The sequence below is a fragment of the Roseobacter insulae genome, assembly GCF_019375555.1.
Taxonomy (GTDB): domain Bacteria; phylum Pseudomonadota; class Alphaproteobacteria; order Rhodobacterales; family Rhodobacteraceae; genus Roseobacter; species Roseobacter insulae.
This window is the reverse complement of the sequence record NZ_JAHXDN010000002.1, coordinates 850,898-867,334: the sequence shown is the minus strand read 5'-3', so window position 1 is coordinate 867,334 and position 16,437 is coordinate 850,898. Positions and strand designations below refer to the sequence as shown.

Sequence of the window (16,437 nt, the reverse complement as noted above, 5' to 3'; positions counted from 1 at the left end):
AAATAGTTAATATATTGTTACCGTTAGCGGAAGGATGGCGTGATACGACAAACAATGCGCTTTCCGGTCGCGGGGGACATCTATGGTTATCAGTCGGCAACGCACCAAGCTGGTGCGGGATATCGAAGAGTTTCGACGCGACGCCTTTCAGGACAAGTTAAGTTTGGATCGCCCCGGGGGCAGTTTGCCGGCAGCCTGGTTTCTGGGGCCAAAGGCCGAGAACGAGGATTTCCTGCGCGAGATGATCACGCTGGCGATCGACGAAGCCGTGAAGGCCCGCCACGACTTCAAGCCGGACGACCCGGAAACATTCTCTGTCGAGGAGCTGGAAGCCGCGGGTTTCAACACCGGGCGGGACCTCTTCAAAAGCCGCTTTCAGGAGGTTCTTGGCTTTCTGCGTGGGTCCGTGCCGATGGCCAGCTACCGCAACCAGAGCCATATGTACTGGGACACCACGCTGCCCAGCGTCGTCGGCTACTTCGCGACGATGCTTTATAACCAGAACAATTGCACGCCCGAAGCCTCGCCGATCACCACCGCGCTCGAAATGGAAGTGGGCGACGATCTGTGCCGGATGCTGGGATACACCATCCCCGACCGCGAGGAGGTCAGGCACGGGGCGATCCGGCCCTGGGGTCACATCACCTGCGACGGCAGCGTCGCCAACATCGAAAGCATGTGGGCCGCGCGCAACATCAAATACCTGGCCGTGGGGCTGGCCGCCGCGATCCGGCACGATCCCGATATGGCACCGGCGCGCGACGTGACTGTCACCACCCTGAAGGGCAAGCGCCATCGCCTGCTCGATCTCGACAACTGGACCCTCCTGAACCTGCCGATAGATCAGGTGATCAAGCTGCCCATGCGCATCTCCAGGACCGCGGGAATCAGCGAAGACGTGCTGAAGGCGGCGCTGGCCGGGTATTCGATTCAGGATCTCGGGCTGTTGGAGTTTCACCGCAGGTTCCTGCCCGATACGCCCGCACCGGTTGTGATGACACCGGCCACCGCGCATTACTCGTGGATCAAGGCGGGGTCTCTTCTAGGTCTGGGTCGCGCGGCCGTACATGGCATCCGGGTTGATCTGGATGCCCGCACCGACCCGGTGCACCTGCGGCGGATGCTCGAAGACTGCCTGAAGGAGGGGCGCCCGGTCGTGCAGGTCGTTGCCGTCATTGGCACCACCGAAGAAAGTGCGGTCGACCCGCTGCATGAAATCGTCAAGATCCGCAACGAGTTCCGCGAGCGCGGGCTGGAGTTCTCGCTCCACGCCGACGCGGCCTGGGGCGGGTATTTTGCCTCCATGCTGCGCGAATCCAATCTGGATCGGCAACACGATGCCGCACGCTCCGACGAGGAGCGGGCCGAGATAGAACGCCAGATGGTGCGGGTATTCGGCGTCGACGACCCGGACGGCATCCCCGAGCCGCAGAAGCTGAAAGACTGGGCCGCGCATGCGATCTTTGATCGCCGTAACGCGATGTTCGCGCCCGGCCTGCATCTGAATGAATATGTACGCCGACAATACCGTGCCCTGAAACATTGCGACACGATAACGGTTGATCCGCACAAGGGGGGCTTTGTCGTCTATCCGGCTGGCGCCTTGTGCTACCGTAACGGTGGCCTGCGGCATCTGATCGCCTTCGCTTCGCCGGTCGTTCAGCATGGCGACATCGCGCAGTCGGTCGGGTTTTACGGTGTGGAAGGTTCCAAACCAGGCGCCGCGGCCACCGCCGTCTACCTGTCTCACAGCCTGATACCGGCGGACAGAACCGGCTACGGCGCGCTCCTCGGCAAGTGCATGTTCGCAAGCAAACGCTTCTACGCGGGGCTGGTCAGCATGGCGGGCTCGGATGACCCCTTCTACGTCACGACGTTTCAGCGCCTTCCCGCAGAGAAGGTGGGCGCCTCGCGCACCGACGTCCGCAAACAGATCGCCATGATCCGCGACAAGATCTTCGCGGCACCCGATGACGACCACCTGATGGCGGCATTGGCAAAGGATTTCGAATTGCGCGAACTGTTTTCCGAAATGGGGTCTGATCAATGCATCGTGGCCTATACGTTCAATTATCTCGACGGCTACGCGCAGAACCGCAAGATTTCCCGGCTCAATGAAATGAACGAGCGCATGTTCGAAGCGATGAGCATGCAGAAGTTCAGCGACGACGGGGTGCCGGAGGTTGATCTGCTGGTCACTTCATCCAGCTTCGATCCGGAGGTTTACGGGCAGGAGTTCGTCGATCACTATGCCCGCAGGATCGGCGTCAACCCGGAACCGGGCGTTGGCATCAAGTTTCTGATTTCGACCCAACAGAACCCCTGGCTGACCCAGACCAAGGATGGGGACTTCACCCCCAAGGTGATCGAAACGCTCGGCAATATCGCGCGTGACGCCGCCGCCTACGTTCTGGAGCAGCATAAATACGACCACGGGCGGGAGTATTATCGCGGGGCGTCATCGCCCTATCAGGGGCCCGACCTGCCCTCCCCGGCGCAGCCGCCAACCAATCCGCAGGCCATCGCCGCGAAGAATACCGGAGATTGAGGTCCCGTGCCGCACCACATGCATCACGAAGCCCCCGCCGCATCGGCTGCCGTTGAGCCACAGCATGCGAATGTGGTCGACAACCCGCCCCACCTGCATGCCTTTTCCCTGATGGGATATGAGCACGTCTTTGCCGTGCATATGACGCAATATCACCACGAAGTGCACAAGTATCAGATCGCCTACCGGGTAGACCTGCCGGAAGCCGTCTTGCAGGAATACCGCCAGGTCAGGCGGAACAATCCCGGCGACTTCATCGTGATGTGCAATCACGCCGAAGACCCGTTTATCATCCCGGCGATCCCGGCCGGAGAAAAACCGACCTTCCGGGCCAACATCTTTCAGGGCATGCCATCCTTTCCGCCCGAATACCTCGATGATCCGCATTTCTTTCCATGGGATCCGCAAAAGGTGGTTCTGCCGATCGCGGGGGATTTCACCGCAACCGTGGGGCGCATGGTCCTGTTCCGCCCCTTCGCGCATCATTACCAGCAACCCAAGGTCGCGACCTATCTGCTGTTTGGCGAAGACGGCGAGGCGCATATGACCAATCTCCAAACCGCGAGCCTTGCCAGCGGGCCCTTTGAGCCGGATGCCTTCGGTCCCGATTACGATCATCAGCTTACGCTCAAATCGGCACCCGATTGGCTTAGCCCGACACTTCTGAAAGCCGGGGTGGTGGTGACCGTGCCATCGGTGCGGCTGCGGGATGATGCGGGAACGCCGACAATTCCCTGCGCCAGCCCTTTCGCCAATGGCCAGACAATCGAGGTCATGTATCGTGGCATGGGACCGGCCCGGCAGGTGACGGTAGGCCACAGCGTGCTCTGTGCGACAGGGGTCTCAAACAGCGAAGCCGTGATGCCCTGCTCCGAAGAGGCGTCGATGAATATCTCACCCACTCCCGACCGTTTCCTCATCTCAAGTCAATAGAGCAAGGGCCACCATGCAGCATGATTATGAAAAGCAAGACGGGAACGAAGAGGTATGGAAACTTGTCCTGATTGAAGGACACCCGCTTTTGCTCTCGAAGAAAAAGAAGTTTGGTTTTCTGCCAAGTGACCCGCGCTGCAAACTCTGCACCGCGCCGTTCAACGGCGCTGGCGGCTGGTTTCTGAAGACGTTCAAGGGCATTCGTCAGTCGAAGCGGAACCCGCGTTTCTGCAATGCCTGTGACGAGTTTCTCAAAGCCTACCCCGGTGGGATCGAAACCCCCATGACGATGATGTTTGTGGACATCCGAAACTCGACCGGCCTGTCCTCACAGATGCCGTCCAGGGATTTCATGCAGCTGGTTTCGCAGCTTCGGAACCTTGCGCTGGATGCCATGGCAAAGACCGATGGTTCGGTTCTGGAATTCATCGGCGACGGCGTCATTGCCGTCTGGCCTCCCGGGATCGCAGGACCTGACCATGCCAAAAAGGGTATCGCCGCCGCCCGGCGCTTGCTGAATGACGTCAAAAAGCTCGGCCCACAGGGGATTGATCTTCCCATCGGGATCGGTGTGCATACCGGAGAGGCCTTCCTGGGCACCATCGCTGCCGCCAGCAACGATATTCAGGACATCAGCGCTTTTGGCCACGACGTCAATTTGGTTGCCCGCATCTCGGCGGCTGCCTCCGCGGGACAGGCCTTTGTCAGCAAGGCAACCTGCGACGCGGCAAATCACCCTTACGAGGAGGCTCAGTTCCAGCAGCCGGAAATGAAGGGGATCAAGGAGCCCACCTCGCTCCTTGCTTTGAACTAGCCCGGAAATCGGTGCGGCCTGACCCGGTCGAAAAGGGGCGCGTGGACCGCCAGATATTAAAACATCGCGCGTCACGTATCATTGTCAAGCGGCGCATGAAGCAAACGCACATCGGCATGACAGCCAGCGCGGGCACGGGCCTCAGCCCCCGGTGTCGAGCCTGCAAATGCGATGAAATTCGCAATGCTGCTCCTACACACCGCATGCCCCTTTGCGCGGTGGGGCGCTTTGCCTCGTTGCGCGTTGACGGGGAAACGCTCAGACTGACACAGCCGCGCGAAGATCGTGGCATTCAATCTCCTGCTTGGTACCTTGCATTTTGACCCGCCCACGGTCGAGCACGACAAATGTGTCGCCAAGCCCATAGGCAAAATCGAAAAACTGCTCGACGAGGATGATAGCCATGTCACCGCGGTCGCGCAGCAGCCGGATGACTTCCCCGATTTGCTTGATGATATTGGGCTGAATTCCCTCGGTCGGCTCATCGAGCAACAGCAGTTTTGGCCGCGTGATTAGCGCGCGTGCGATGGCGAGTTGCTGCTGTTGTCCGCCGGAAAGATCGCCGCCGCGACGGTTCAGGAAGTCTTTCAGGATCGGAAAGAGATCGAACACCTCATCCGGGATCACACGGTCGCTGCGGGGAAGACAGGCAAACCCCGTCTCCAGATTGTCGCGCACCGTCAGGAAAGGGAAAATCTCCCGGCCCTGAGGCACATAGGCCACGCCTTTTTGTGCAAGCGCGTGGGCGCTTGCAGTGCCAATGCGCTCACCTGCCAGTTCGTAGTCACCGCCACTGCGCGGATGTGTGCCGGAAATCGCCTTCAACAGGCTGGTTTTCCCGACACCGTTGGTGCCCATCACGCAGGTGACCTTGCCCGCGTCCGCCGACATCGAGATGCCGTTGAGGATTTGACTGCCGCTGTAGTGCAGCGTGAGGTTTTCAAGGGTGAGAGTGCTATCGGCCAAGGTAGACCTCGATCACTTTTTCATTTGCGGTAACATGATCAAGCGAGCCCTCGGCCAGCACCGAGCCTTCATGCAGGACCGTGACTTTGCAGTTCAGGCGACGCACGAACTCCATGTCGTGTTCCACGACCACAACGGCGCGGGTTTTAGCCGCTTCGACGAGGATCTCGGTGGTATGTTCGCGCTCGGCGGGCGTCATGCCTGCGGCGGGCTCATCCACCAGCAAAAGCCTGGGGTCCTGCGCCAGAAGCATGCCGAGTTCGAGCCATTGCTTCTGACCGTGAGACAACTCGCCGGACTTGCGATGCAGCGCCGCTGTCAGGCCGATCTGCTCGGCAAGGTCCGCGACCTTGGCGTGATCCTCCTCGCGGGGCCGAAACCGAAGCACCGCTAGCGGTGAGCGATTTTTCTTGAGCGCAAGCATCAGGTTGTCGGCGACTGTTTGGTCCTCGAAAATCGTCGGGCGCTGGAACTTGCGGCCGATACCCTCCTGTGCGATGCGGCTTTCGGACATGGACAGAAGCGAGATCGACTTTTCCCCCCAGAGCACGTGACCTTCATCGGGTTTGGTCTTGCCGGTGATGATGTCCATGAAGGTGGTCTTGCCGGCCCCGTTGGGCCCGATCACGGCGCGCATCTCGGCCGCGCCGATCTGGAAGGTCAGATTGTTGATCGCCTTGAACCCGTCAAACGACACCGAGACACCGGAAACTTCGAGAAGCGCGCTCATGCATCCGCCTCCTTTTCGCGCAATGCCCCGGCGTCCGGGCCAAGCGCCGCGCCATGGCGGTCGGGGCTGCGGCGTTCGGCGATCAGATCAAACAGACCGCCGATGCCGCGTGGCGCAAAAAGGGTGACCGCGACAAAGGAAAGTCCAAGCAGGATGGTCCACCAGTCCACCCATTGGATGGTGTAGACCCCAAGGTTGATATCCGGTGCCTGCCCTCCGGTGAACCATGAAGACAGCAGCGAGACAAATGCAGCACCGATCACCGCCCCGTACAGCTTGCCACGCCCCCCGATGGCCACCCAGACAGCAAGATAGATCGATGCGATGGGTGCGATTTCCGCCGGGTTTATGATGCCCGCCTGCGGGTAATAAAGCGCGCCCGCGATACCCGCGATCACAGCGGTGAAGGTGAAAATGAAGAGCTTGTAAGCCTCGACCGAATAGCCCAGGAAGCGCGCCCGCGCCTCATCATCGCGAATGGCGCGGATCACGGAGCCAAACTTGCCGGACACAACCCAGGCACAGACCAGGTAGCCCAGGCCAAGCGCAAAGGCAGAGGCCCAGAAGAAGACAATCGAGATGGTCGATTGCGGGATCGCATCCAGGCCGGGCAGGTTTTGCAACCCCGACAGGCCGTTGTTGCCACGCAATCCGCTGTCGTTCTGGAACAGGTAGAGCGACAGGGCCAGTGTCATGGCCTGTGTCAGGATGGACAGGTAAACCCCGGTGACCCGGCTTCGGAAGGCGAGCCACCCGAAGACCAGCGCCAGTACCCCGGGCACAAGCACCACTGCCGCGAGCTGCAGCGGCAATGAATGCGCGACAGACCATATTGGCGGAAACTCCGACGCCCCCACCACCCCGAAGATCTGTGTGGCGATCCCGTCGGAGATTTCCTGCGGTGTCGGGGGCAGCGGCGCCGCTGCAAGGCTCTCGATCACGATAAGCTCTGTGCGGGCATACATCAGCCACATGCCGATGGCGTATCCGCCGATGCCGAAAAACGCCATGTGCCCCAGCGAAAGGATGCCACAATAGCCCCAGACCAGATCCATCGCCAGGGCAACGAGACAAAGGCATAAGGTCTTGCCCAGCGTCTTGACGAAACTTGTTGAGATGAGGCCGATGCCGAAGCCTTCGGCCAGCACCGTCACGCCGACAGTGAAGAGCGCCAGAATGCCGAGGAAAATGGCGATTGACGGGTACCGCGCAACCAGCGGCCGCCGTCTCGGGGTGAGAGCAAGGTAAGCCATCTATGCCTCCGCCGCCCGACCTTTGAGCGCGATGATACCGCGTGGCCGGAACTGGATGAAGAGGATGATGAACAGGATCATATATGTCTGCGCCGCCAGCGTATTGGACGGGTTCAACCACTCGATACCCTTTTGCAGCGAACCAACCATGGTGGCCCCCAGAAGCGTGCCCCAGATATTGCCGACACCGCCCACCACAACCGTCATGAAGCTTTGCACGATATAGTCTGTGCCCATTTCGGACGTGACTTTCGCGTAAAGCCCGATGGCCACGCCCGCGATGCCCGCGATGCCGGAGCCAAAGCCAAAGGTCAGCATGTTGATACGGTCCGGGTTGATGCCCATGGAGGCCGCCATACGCGGGTTTTGCGTGACCGCACGCACCTCAAGACCCAGGCGCGTGCGGTTCATTACGAACAGAAAGAGCGCCAGGAAAAGAAGCGCCAGCGCGAAGATCGCGATCCGGATGTAGCTGATCGAAACGATGTCATTAAGAACCCACGACCCATCCAGCCACCCCGGCGCGGTCAGCGGCCGGGCCTGTGTGCCGAAGATGTTCTTGGCGAGTTGTTGCAGCGCGATGGAGACGCCGAAGGTCGCCAGCAGCGTTTCCAGCGGGCGGTGATAGAGCCAGCGGATCACCAGACGTTCGAGTGCAACGCCCGCGGCGAAGGTGACCGCGAATGCCAGCGGGATCGCAAGCAGGATTGACAGCGTATAGTCAGGCACGAACAGCTGGACGACATAGCCGGTGTACGCGCCCATCATGATGAACTCCCCATGCGCCATGTTGATGACGCCCATGACGCCGAAGGTGATTGCCAGACCAATCGCGGCGAGGAAATAGATTGAGGCCAGCGAGAGGGCATCCAGCACCAGATCGGCGGTCTGGTTCAGCGCGACGGTGGCTTCGATGTCGTCAAGCGTCGCCTGCGCGGCAAGCGCCACGGCCAAGGGCGCGGATGTGTAGGTTGCAAAGAACCGGAAACGCTCAAGCGAGGCCGTCACGTCCGCCTCGGTGACGAGTGGCGCGACGCGACCCTCCCCGGCCAGAAGCCCGTAGACATCGGCGCGCGCCTCGTCCGTAACCAGCGTTGCGACCTGAATGCCCGCAATCTGGTCATCCTTGATGTTGGCAACCAATGCGTCGCGCAGCGCGCCGGGCGAGACACGCGCGGGCGCATCATCCTGCGCCACGAGGATCGCATAGGCCGCATCGCGCGGCAGCGCATCCGACCCGACCTTCAAGGGCATGGCACCCTCCGGGACGTCCCGCGCCGCTTCAATTCGGGTGGCAACCAGCGGGTTCAATGCAGCGCGCACATCGACCCCAAGATCGCCCGCGAAACTCTTAATGGCGGCAATGCGCGTATCATCGTCTTCGGCGAAACGGATGGTCAACAGCCTCTCAAGACGGATTTTACGGGTTTTGAGGAAAGGATTTTCCTCGCTGTCGATGGCGCCGCGCAGCGCAGTGAGGTGAGACGCTTCCGCCTCCCGCTCGATGGCATTCAGCGCGGTGGCGCGCGTGAGCGGGTCCGGGCTGTTGAGCTGGAACTGGACAAGTGCCGCACCGATCATGCTGCGAATGCCTGAGTTGGGTTTCAACTGCTTGTAGGATTTCTTCGGCGCCGTGCCGATAGTGCCGCCCCCCGCCACATCGAACAAGGTCAGGGTCTTGTTGTCGGCTTTCTCGGCAAAGACGAAAAGGCCGGTTTCCTTGTCAAACCACATCTCTTTGTCCTGCCAGCGCTGCAAAACGGTTTGGGCATCATCCAACCCGCTGGCAGCCAGCGCGTCGATTGCAGGCCCAATGGTCTTGCGTGACGATTTTGCAATCGCCTCTGCGTGGGTCTGCAAAAGCGTCTGGATCGGCGCATCGGTATCTTGCGCAACCGCCGCAAGGCCTGAGGCCGCGACCATCAGAACGCCGGCGAGCAACCGTCGAAGGACGAAGAGCATGTGGGGGGTATCCCTTGGGAGTTTGCATCGGGACGCGGCGACAGACGCGCGCCCCGACAGTGTCATGCAGCCGGATCAGTAATTCGACTTGATCTGCACGCAGGAGCCTGTGTCGGTGTTGTACATACCGCAGCCGAGCTCTTTCCAATCGGATTTCAGGACCGCCGATTCCGGCAGGAAGTCCGTCCATGCATCACCGGCGACCTCTTTGGTCTGGGAGATGATGTCAAACTGCCCATCCTCCTGGATCTCGCCAATCAGCACCGGTTTCGCGAGGTGATGGTTCGGCAACATGACCGCCGTGCCGCCTGTCAGGTTCGGAAACTCCTGTCCATACATCGCCGCGCGGACCGCATCGACATCGGTTGTACCGGCGGCTGTTGCGGCATTCACCCACATGTTGAAGCCGATGTAATGCGCCTCCATCGGGTCATTGGTCACACGCTCATCACCCATGCGGGCTTTCCAGGCGTCGACCCACTCGACATTTGCATCGGACTCAGCGGACTGGAAGTAGTTCCACGCGGCCAGATGGCCAACAAGGTTGGCGGTATCGAGACCGGACAGCTCTTCCTCTCCAACGGAGAAGGCAACAACCGGGATATCATCGGCAGAGATACCGGCGGCCGCGAGTTCCTTGTAAAAGCCGACATTGGCATCGCCATTGATCGTGGAAATCACGCCCACCTTCTTGCCGTCAGCGCCAAGCGCCACGACATCTGCAACGATTTTCGACCAGTCCGAATGGCCAAAAGGCGTGTAGTTCACGAAGATATCCTCGGCGGGAATACCTTTCTGTTGCAGGTAGCTTTCCAGAATGTTGTTTGTCGTCCGCGGATAGACATAGTCGGTGCCAAGCAGCGCGAATTTCTCCACTTCCAGCTCTTCGAGGAAGTAATCGGTGGCCGGGATCGCCTGTTGGTTCGGCGCGGCACCGGTGTAAAAGACGTTTTTGGAGCTTTCCTCGCCCTCGTACTGCACAGGGTAGAAGAGAAGCCCGTTGAGTTCTTCGATCACGGGCAGCACGGATTTCCGGGACACCGATGTCCAGTTGCCGAAGATCACGTCAACCTCGTGCACGGTCAGCAGCTCACGCGCCTTTTCCGCAAACAGCGGCCAGTCGGATGCCGGATCCACAACCACTGCTTCCAGCTCACAGCCCAAAACGCCGCCCTTGGTATTCTGCTGTTCAATGAGCATCTCCATGGTGTCTTTCAGCGTTGTTTCTGAAATCGCCATCGTACCGGACAAGGAATGCAGCACCCCTACCTTCACCGGGCAATCCGCAAGCGCGGGCACCGCGCCGACAAGAACTGCCGCGGCAGTGGTGCAAAATAGTTTTCGTGACATCGTAAATCCTCTCTTACGACGCGCGGCGGTCTTGCGAAGCATGTGAAACTCCCCCATATGCCGCCTACGCAATTTATTGCGGCGTGCGATGGTGGTTGTGGTTGTCTAGGCCAGCACCGTCGCACGTGTCTCAATGGCCTTTTCAGCCCATGCTTTGGTTAGGTTGTTTTTCGGTGGTGCAGGAGTCGCCAGGGGGCGCGGCGCGGCTAAACTCCGCGCAGGTGCCTAAACTTGAGGCCATTCTCACAGAAGTGCCTAATAATTGGTCCGGTTTGCGCTCGAACCGGCCTTAGCTGTCCAGCAAAAGACGGCTGCAGTTCAGCAGATACAGATCCGCCAACTGACGCGCCGCGGCCGCATGGTCATCATCCTGGCCAAATGTGGCGGTCTGCAACAAAGCCGCATGCGCGAATTTCGCGTCTATTCTGTAGCTCAGCATCCTGCGCTGATCACCTTCATCAATCGTCGCCTCCAGAAGCGAGACAAAGGTGGCGCGCCGGTTTTGCAAATGATCCGCGCGATCACTGCCCGTCAACCATGCGTGCTCAGTCTCCGCAGAAAAGCGCCCGGCGCAGCCTGCAAAGGCGCGGCTCATATCCGAATGCGCCTGAAGCGAACCCGCGACCGAAGAGAAAAAGACGCCTGCCGCGACTACTGTTTTTATTCTGCTCACGAAATGAGCATTCCGCACAAGAAATCGCCTGTCAAGTCGGCGACCAGACTTCGCCGGTCACACCCAACCGCGGCTCAGGCCGCCCAACAGGTTCCCCCGATGCTGGCGTGATCAGTCACGCGGCATGACGCTGCCGTGCGGTCAGTAACCAATGCCACCTGATGCAGCTATGCTGTTCCAATCCAGCTCGCGCGGGGCGTTCTGCCGCCGGGCCACCAATGGCATCATCGACCGTATACCATGTTCAATATCGACCTTTGGCCTCGCGCAGACACCCGAGAGGGCGACCGGGATTTGCAAACCGGTGATCCGACGCGGGTGTCCGGATCAGTCGCTCCGGGCACTGCGCCTCCTGTCATGCTTTGATGGCATATCGGTCGAATTCCTCAAAAACGTCGATCACCCGCGTGCCAGCTTCGATCATCGCCCCGTGCTCGACCCCAGAGTGAATTGAGTAGCTGTCACCCTGTCTGTAAACCCTGACCTCTCCGCCAATGGTGAATTCGATCCCGCCTTCAACCACGGTACCCCATTGCGCCCCATGTGCATGGGGGAAGTTCCATCTCTTCATGGAATGTGAAGAACGCAACCAATCCGGCGTCCGATTTTTCAACTGCGGTTGTCACCACGTGGTCCGGAAAGGGTACCTCAATGGCGGGAAAAGCCGCGATGATATCCGGATAGGGCAATGTAGAACCCTTTGAAAAGCGGGTGTCGGGACCATCAGCGTAACCGTCACCTTGTCAGCACACCAATCTGTTTCAATTTGGACGCCCAGCTTGCTGCTGGCCCGATTTACAACTGGTTCATCGCCCGATCCGCTGAAACTGCGGCCGATGTCCGGTTGTCCACGCCCATTTTCTGGAATACCTGTTCCAGATGCTTGTTGATCGTTCGGCTGCTGAGCGACAGGATCTGTGCAATATCGCGGTTGGCCTTGCCCAGCGACAGCCAGTACAGCACCTCTGCCTCCCTCGGTGTCAGGCCAAAGACTTCTCCCAGATGCTGGTAGGGCCGCAGATGACCCTTTTGCTGAATCTTCAAAAACATCTCTCCGGACGGCGATGAGCCGATGAAATCCAGCACGAAGGTTTCATGGCAAAAGCTGCTGCTTTTCGAGGCGGGGCGTTGAGCGTTCGACGAAAGCCAGCTGAGGAACAACGGGGTGTCCAATGCCGTCGTCGCGTCGTCCTTTGCCGGTTCGGCCAGCAAACGAAGCGCCTTGGGGCTGCCCCAGAGCAGCGCGCCCGACGGGGCCACGGCGATGACCGAGCGCCCTGATGCATCAAGCGCCTGGCGAGCGCTTTGGATCGCCTGAGCGTTGATGATATGGGTGGTGATCCGTGCGATCAATTCGTCGATGACCGCAGGTTTCATCACGTAATCGACGCCACCAACCTGAAGGCCGCGGACAATATGTTCGGAATCGGTAAGCCCGGTCATGAAGATCACCGGAGCATAGGCCAGACGTTCGTCCGCCTTCAGCATCGCGCAGGTTTCAAACCCGTCGATTTCCGGCATCATCGCGTCGAGCAGAATGACATCCGGCAGAATGCGCCTGGCCAGATCGAGCGCCGCATGCCCGCTGGTGGCCACGACAGCGCTGATGCCGTTTTCCTCCAGCGCGGTGCTGATCATACTTAGCGTGTCCGGGCTGTCATCGACCACCAACGCGATGTGGCGCTCTGTGCTGTCAACGGGCGGCATCGGTCACCTCCTCGAGCACATCGGCAATTCCCGGCAGGTCGAAAACCGAGACCATCTTGTTGAGCCGCACCAGCATAGGACCCCGCAGGCACCCCCGTTCGGCCATTTCGGCAATGCGATCCGTCAGGGCCCGGGCCATTCCATTGCGTGCCAGAGTGATCAGGTCGCGGCGGTCTGCCTCCGACAACTCGGTGGTTTGTTTCGCCTTCAAATCCGGCGCTTCCTTATACGTGAGGTCCAGCCGCAGGATTTCCGCAATGCGCAGCAGAAGATCGTCCAGATTATACGGTTTCGCGATGAAGGCGTCGCATAGCGGTACCTCGGGCGTGGGAATATGACCGTCCATCGCGTGCCCGGAGATCATGATGATCGGAGAGGACCGATGCGCGCCCTGGCGCAGTTTTTCGGCCAGCGAGTAGCCATCCAGACCGGGCAGGTCGATGTCCAGTACAAACAGATCGGGCGTGATATCTTCCAACATGCCCATCGCCTGCTCGGCACTGGTGGCGGTCAGCACACCAAATCCCATGGGCGACAGGAAATTATCGACAAGGCTCAGATGGTTGAGGTCGTCGTCCACGATGAGCAATGTCTTTCGGGATCCCACGAAACCTGAAACCGCCACCGGTTCGGTTTCAACAGCCGTACCCGCAAGACTGTCCCCCGTGTCCATCGGCACGGCGGGCAGCATCACGCGCACCCGGAACAGGCTGCCCTTGCCTTCCACGCTTTCCATCTCGATCTCACCGCCCAGGATCTCCACCAACAGCTTGGTGATTGTCAGGCCGAGGCCGGATCCCTGTACCTGCGATCCCTTGCCACGCTCGAACGGCTCCCAGATCCGCGCGCGGTCCGCTTCGGGAATGCCGCACCCGGTATCGCTGACTTCAATCACCGCCACCTCGTTGCGATACTTGATCCGCATGGAGACTTCACCGGTATCCGTGTAGCGAATGGCATTCGACAGCAGGTTGATGATGATCTGTCGCAGGCGTTTTTCATCGAATGTGACCCAGACCGGCAGGACCTTGCTGGTTTCCATGTCGAAACTGAGGTTCTTCTCGCGCGCCGCTTCTTCGAAAATCGAGCTGACCTGCTGCAGGAACACCCGAAGGTTGATGCGGTCGCGGCTCAGTTTGAGTCTGCCCGCCTCAATCCTTGAGATGTCGAGAAGGCCCTCGATCAGACCCGCCAGGTGTTCGCTGCTGCGCCGGATCGTCGTGATTGCATTGAGCCTGCGCGCGGGCATGTCCTCGTCCCGTTCGAGGATCTGCGCGAAACCGTAAATGGAATTGAGCGGGGTGCGCAGTTCGTGGCTGAGCCCGGTCATGTATCGCGTCTTGGCCAGATTGGCCGCCTCCGCCTTTTCCTTGGCCTGCTGCAGTTCCTTGTCGGTGCGCTCATGCGCCCGCACTTCGAACAGCAGCCGCTCGGTCTGTTTTTCGGCTTCGTTGCGGGCCTGTCGCTGGCTTTCTGAAATCAGCAGGTACATCCAGACCGTGATGCCGCTCACGATAAGCACCATTGTGAAGACAACCCAGAGGATCGCGTCGAAGTTCTCCGCGTAGCGCAGGTCGCGCACGAACAGCAGAAGGCCGCCAAAGGCTGCACCAATGAAGGTGGTGCTCAGGACAAAGCGTGACATGCGCGACATCAGCGCCTGCGCGACCGGCGCGGGCAGCCGCCGGGTCAGCAGGCTTCGCGTGGCGTTGTCGAGGCGGGCGTGCGGTTTGCAACTGTCACGGCAGGCGCTGTCCAGCGTGCAGCACAGCGAACAGATCGGACCTGAGTGAAACGGGCAATGCGTCATGTCGGGCGGATCAAAACTGTAATCGCAGACGATGCAGGTGCGGGCCACGTCCACCGGCGCCGGCCGGGCGATATAGTAGCGCCCATCTGTGGCCCAGGCGATCACCGGGGCAAGCAGGAAAGAGCTGCCGAGGGCGACAAAGCTGGACAGGGCTTCGATCATTGGGCCGAACACCCCGCCGAAGGCGAGCAGGGACAACAGGCAGGCCGTGGCGGTCGAGACAATGCCAACCGGGTTGAAATCATAGAGGTGCGCGCGCCGGAATTCGATGCCCGGCGGGCTGAGACCCAGTGGCTTGTTGACGATCAGATCAGCCACCAGCGCGCCGATCCATGCCAGCGCGACATGCGAATAAAGCGCAAGTGTCGCTTCGAGCGCCCCGAAGACGCCAAGCTCCATCAGCATCAGCGCGATGCCCACGTTAAACACCAGCCAGACAACCCGGCCGGGATGGGCGTGGGTCAGACGGGAAAAAAAGTTCGACCATGCGATCGAGCCCGCGTAGGCATTGGTCACGTTGATCTTGAGCTGGCTGAGAATGACAAAGGTGCTTGTCAGCAACAGGACCGCCCAGGGCGACTGAAGCGCCATCTCAAACACTGTCTCGTACATGCGTGTCGGATCGGTGGCCTGTGCTTCGGGCACCCCGTTCGCGATGGCAATGACCACGAGGTAGGACCCGGCAAGCATCTTGAGCATGCCCAGAATTGACCAGCCCGGGCCGGCAACCAGCAGCGAGGCCCACCAGCGGCGTCGCTCCACCCGCGTGCGCGGCACAGGCAGAAACCGCAGGTAGTCCACTTGCTCGCCGACCTGCGCAATCAGGGAAAAGATGACGCCTGAGGCAGCGCCGAGCATGATCAGCTTGCTGCTGGTCGCCCCTTCAGGATCGGCATTGCCCTCGAAACTGGACCAGGCCGCGACATCGTAGCCCACCACGCCAAGAATGATAAATGGCGCGATGTGCAACAGAACCCAGAGCGGCTGTGTCCAGGCCTGAAACGCGGAAATCTTCGAGAAACCGTTAATGACAAGCGGGATCACGACAATCGCGCTGATCAAATAGCCGACAACCAGAGGAATCCCCAGACTGTAATCCAGGGCCAGCGCAAGAATGGCGGCTTCGAGCGCAAAAAAGATGAAGGTGAATGTCGCGTAGATCAGCGACGTGATGGTCGAGCCGATATAGCCAAAGCCCGCGCCGCGCGTCAGCAGGTCGATGTCAACGCCATAGCGGGCAGCATAATAGCTGATGGGCAGGGCGGTGAGGAAAAGAAAGGCACCCACCAGCATGATTGCAGTCACAGCGATATCGAAACCGTAAGACAACGTTATCGCGCCACCGATGGCTTCCAGCGCGAGAAAGGAGATCGAGCCGATGGCCGTGTTGGTCACGCGCGCGAACGACCAGCGACGCGCCCTGTGCGCGGTGAACCGTAGTGCGAAGTCTTCTTTAGTCTCGTTGGCAACCCAGCGGTTGTACTGTCTTTTTTCCTTTGTCGCGCGATACGTCGTCGCCATGAATATCCCCGGTCTTGTAGCCGTTATCCCATATCGGATGGTTGGCTGAAGACTTCAGCGCCCCGGGGCCTCCCTTCCCCGTCACATCCATTGTTGGGACATTGATACAGGGTAGTTACGCGCAGCGGCATACGTCAATCGACGTATTCGCGACGGGCATTGATTAACGG

12 protein-coding genes are annotated in these 16,437 nt (G+C 60.0%); 3 read left to right on the top strand and 9 right to left on the bottom strand.

Annotated features, from left to right (window positions below):
* Nucleotides 1–82: 82 nt before the first annotated feature.
* The 3 genes from KX928_RS10390 to KX928_RS10380 are packed head-to-tail and all read left to right on the top strand — an operon-like array spanning nt 83 to nt 4,295.
* On the top strand, nt 83–2,548 hold the full coding sequence (locus tag KX928_RS10390) for a pyridoxal phosphate-dependent decarboxylase family protein (protein WP_219501691.1): 2,466 nt from the start codon (nt 83–85) through the stop codon (nt 2,546–2,548).
* A 6-nt stretch (nt 2,549–2,554) separates the two neighbouring features.
* On the top strand, nt 2,555–3,481 hold the full coding sequence (locus KX928_RS10385; RefSeq protein WP_219501689.1) for a hypothetical protein: 927 nt from the start codon (nt 2,555–2,557) through the stop codon (nt 3,479–3,481).
* 13 nt (nt 3,482–3,494) lie between these two features.
* Nucleotides 3,495–4,295 (top strand): adenylate/guanylate cyclase domain-containing protein, encoded by an 801-nt coding sequence (locus tag KX928_RS10380; protein WP_219501687.1) that lies wholly within the window; start codon nt 3,495–3,497, stop codon nt 4,293–4,295.
* 258 nt (nt 4,296–4,553) lie between these two features.
* Here KX928_RS10380 and urtE read toward each other — a convergent pair whose 3' ends face one another.
* The 9 genes from urtE to KX928_RS10335 form a co-directional block, all read right to left on the bottom strand.
* Nucleotides 4,554–5,261, bottom strand: coding sequence for an urea ABC transporter ATP-binding subunit UrtE (gene urtE, locus KX928_RS10375; RefSeq protein WP_219501686.1), 708 nt, complete (start codon nt 5,259–5,261; stop codon nt 4,554–4,556).
* A complete protein-coding gene (urtD, locus tag KX928_RS10370) occupies nt 5,251–5,991 on the bottom strand; it encodes an urea ABC transporter ATP-binding protein UrtD (protein WP_219501684.1) in 741 nt (246 codons plus the stop codon). Before urtD ends, urtE begins: the two co-directional genes overlap by 11 nt.
* Entirely contained in the window at nt 5,988–7,244 is a 1,257-nt protein-coding gene (gene urtC, locus KX928_RS10365) for an urea ABC transporter permease subunit UrtC (protein WP_219501682.1), read from the bottom strand. Before urtC ends, urtD begins: the two co-directional genes overlap by 4 nt.
* Nucleotides 7,245–9,206: an urea ABC transporter permease subunit UrtB gene (gene urtB, locus KX928_RS10360; protein WP_219501680.1), complete on the bottom strand. Its 1,962-nt coding sequence runs from the start codon at nt 9,204–9,206 to the stop codon at nt 7,245–7,247.
* Between the two features lie 75 nt (nt 9,207–9,281).
* Nucleotides 9,282–10,556: an urea ABC transporter substrate-binding protein gene (urtA, locus tag KX928_RS10355; RefSeq protein WP_219501678.1), complete on the bottom strand. Its 1,275-nt coding sequence runs from the start codon at nt 10,554–10,556 to the stop codon at nt 9,282–9,284.
* 289 nt (nt 10,557–10,845) lie between these two features.
* Nucleotides 10,846–11,229 (bottom strand): hypothetical protein, encoded by a 384-nt coding sequence (locus tag KX928_RS10350; protein ID WP_219501676.1) that lies wholly within the window; start codon nt 11,227–11,229, stop codon nt 10,846–10,848.
* A gap of 355 nt (nt 11,230–11,584) precedes the next feature.
* A complete protein-coding gene (locus KX928_RS24005) occupies nt 11,585–11,800 on the bottom strand; it encodes a cupin domain-containing protein (RefSeq protein WP_257883658.1) in 216 nt (71 codons plus the stop codon).
* Between the two features lie 224 nt (nt 11,801–12,024).
* Nucleotides 12,025–12,936 carry a response regulator transcription factor gene (locus KX928_RS10340; protein WP_219501674.1) on the bottom strand — a complete coding sequence of 304 codons (912 nt, stop codon included), beginning with the start codon at nt 12,934–12,936 and terminating at the stop codon, nt 12,025–12,027.
* Nucleotides 12,923–16,267 (bottom strand): hybrid sensor histidine kinase/response regulator, encoded by a 3,345-nt coding sequence (locus KX928_RS10335; protein WP_219501673.1) that lies wholly within the window; start codon nt 16,265–16,267, stop codon nt 12,923–12,925. The genes KX928_RS10340 and KX928_RS10335 overlap by 14 nt, the downstream gene beginning before the upstream one ends.
* Nucleotides 16,268–16,437 lie beyond the last annotated feature (170 nt).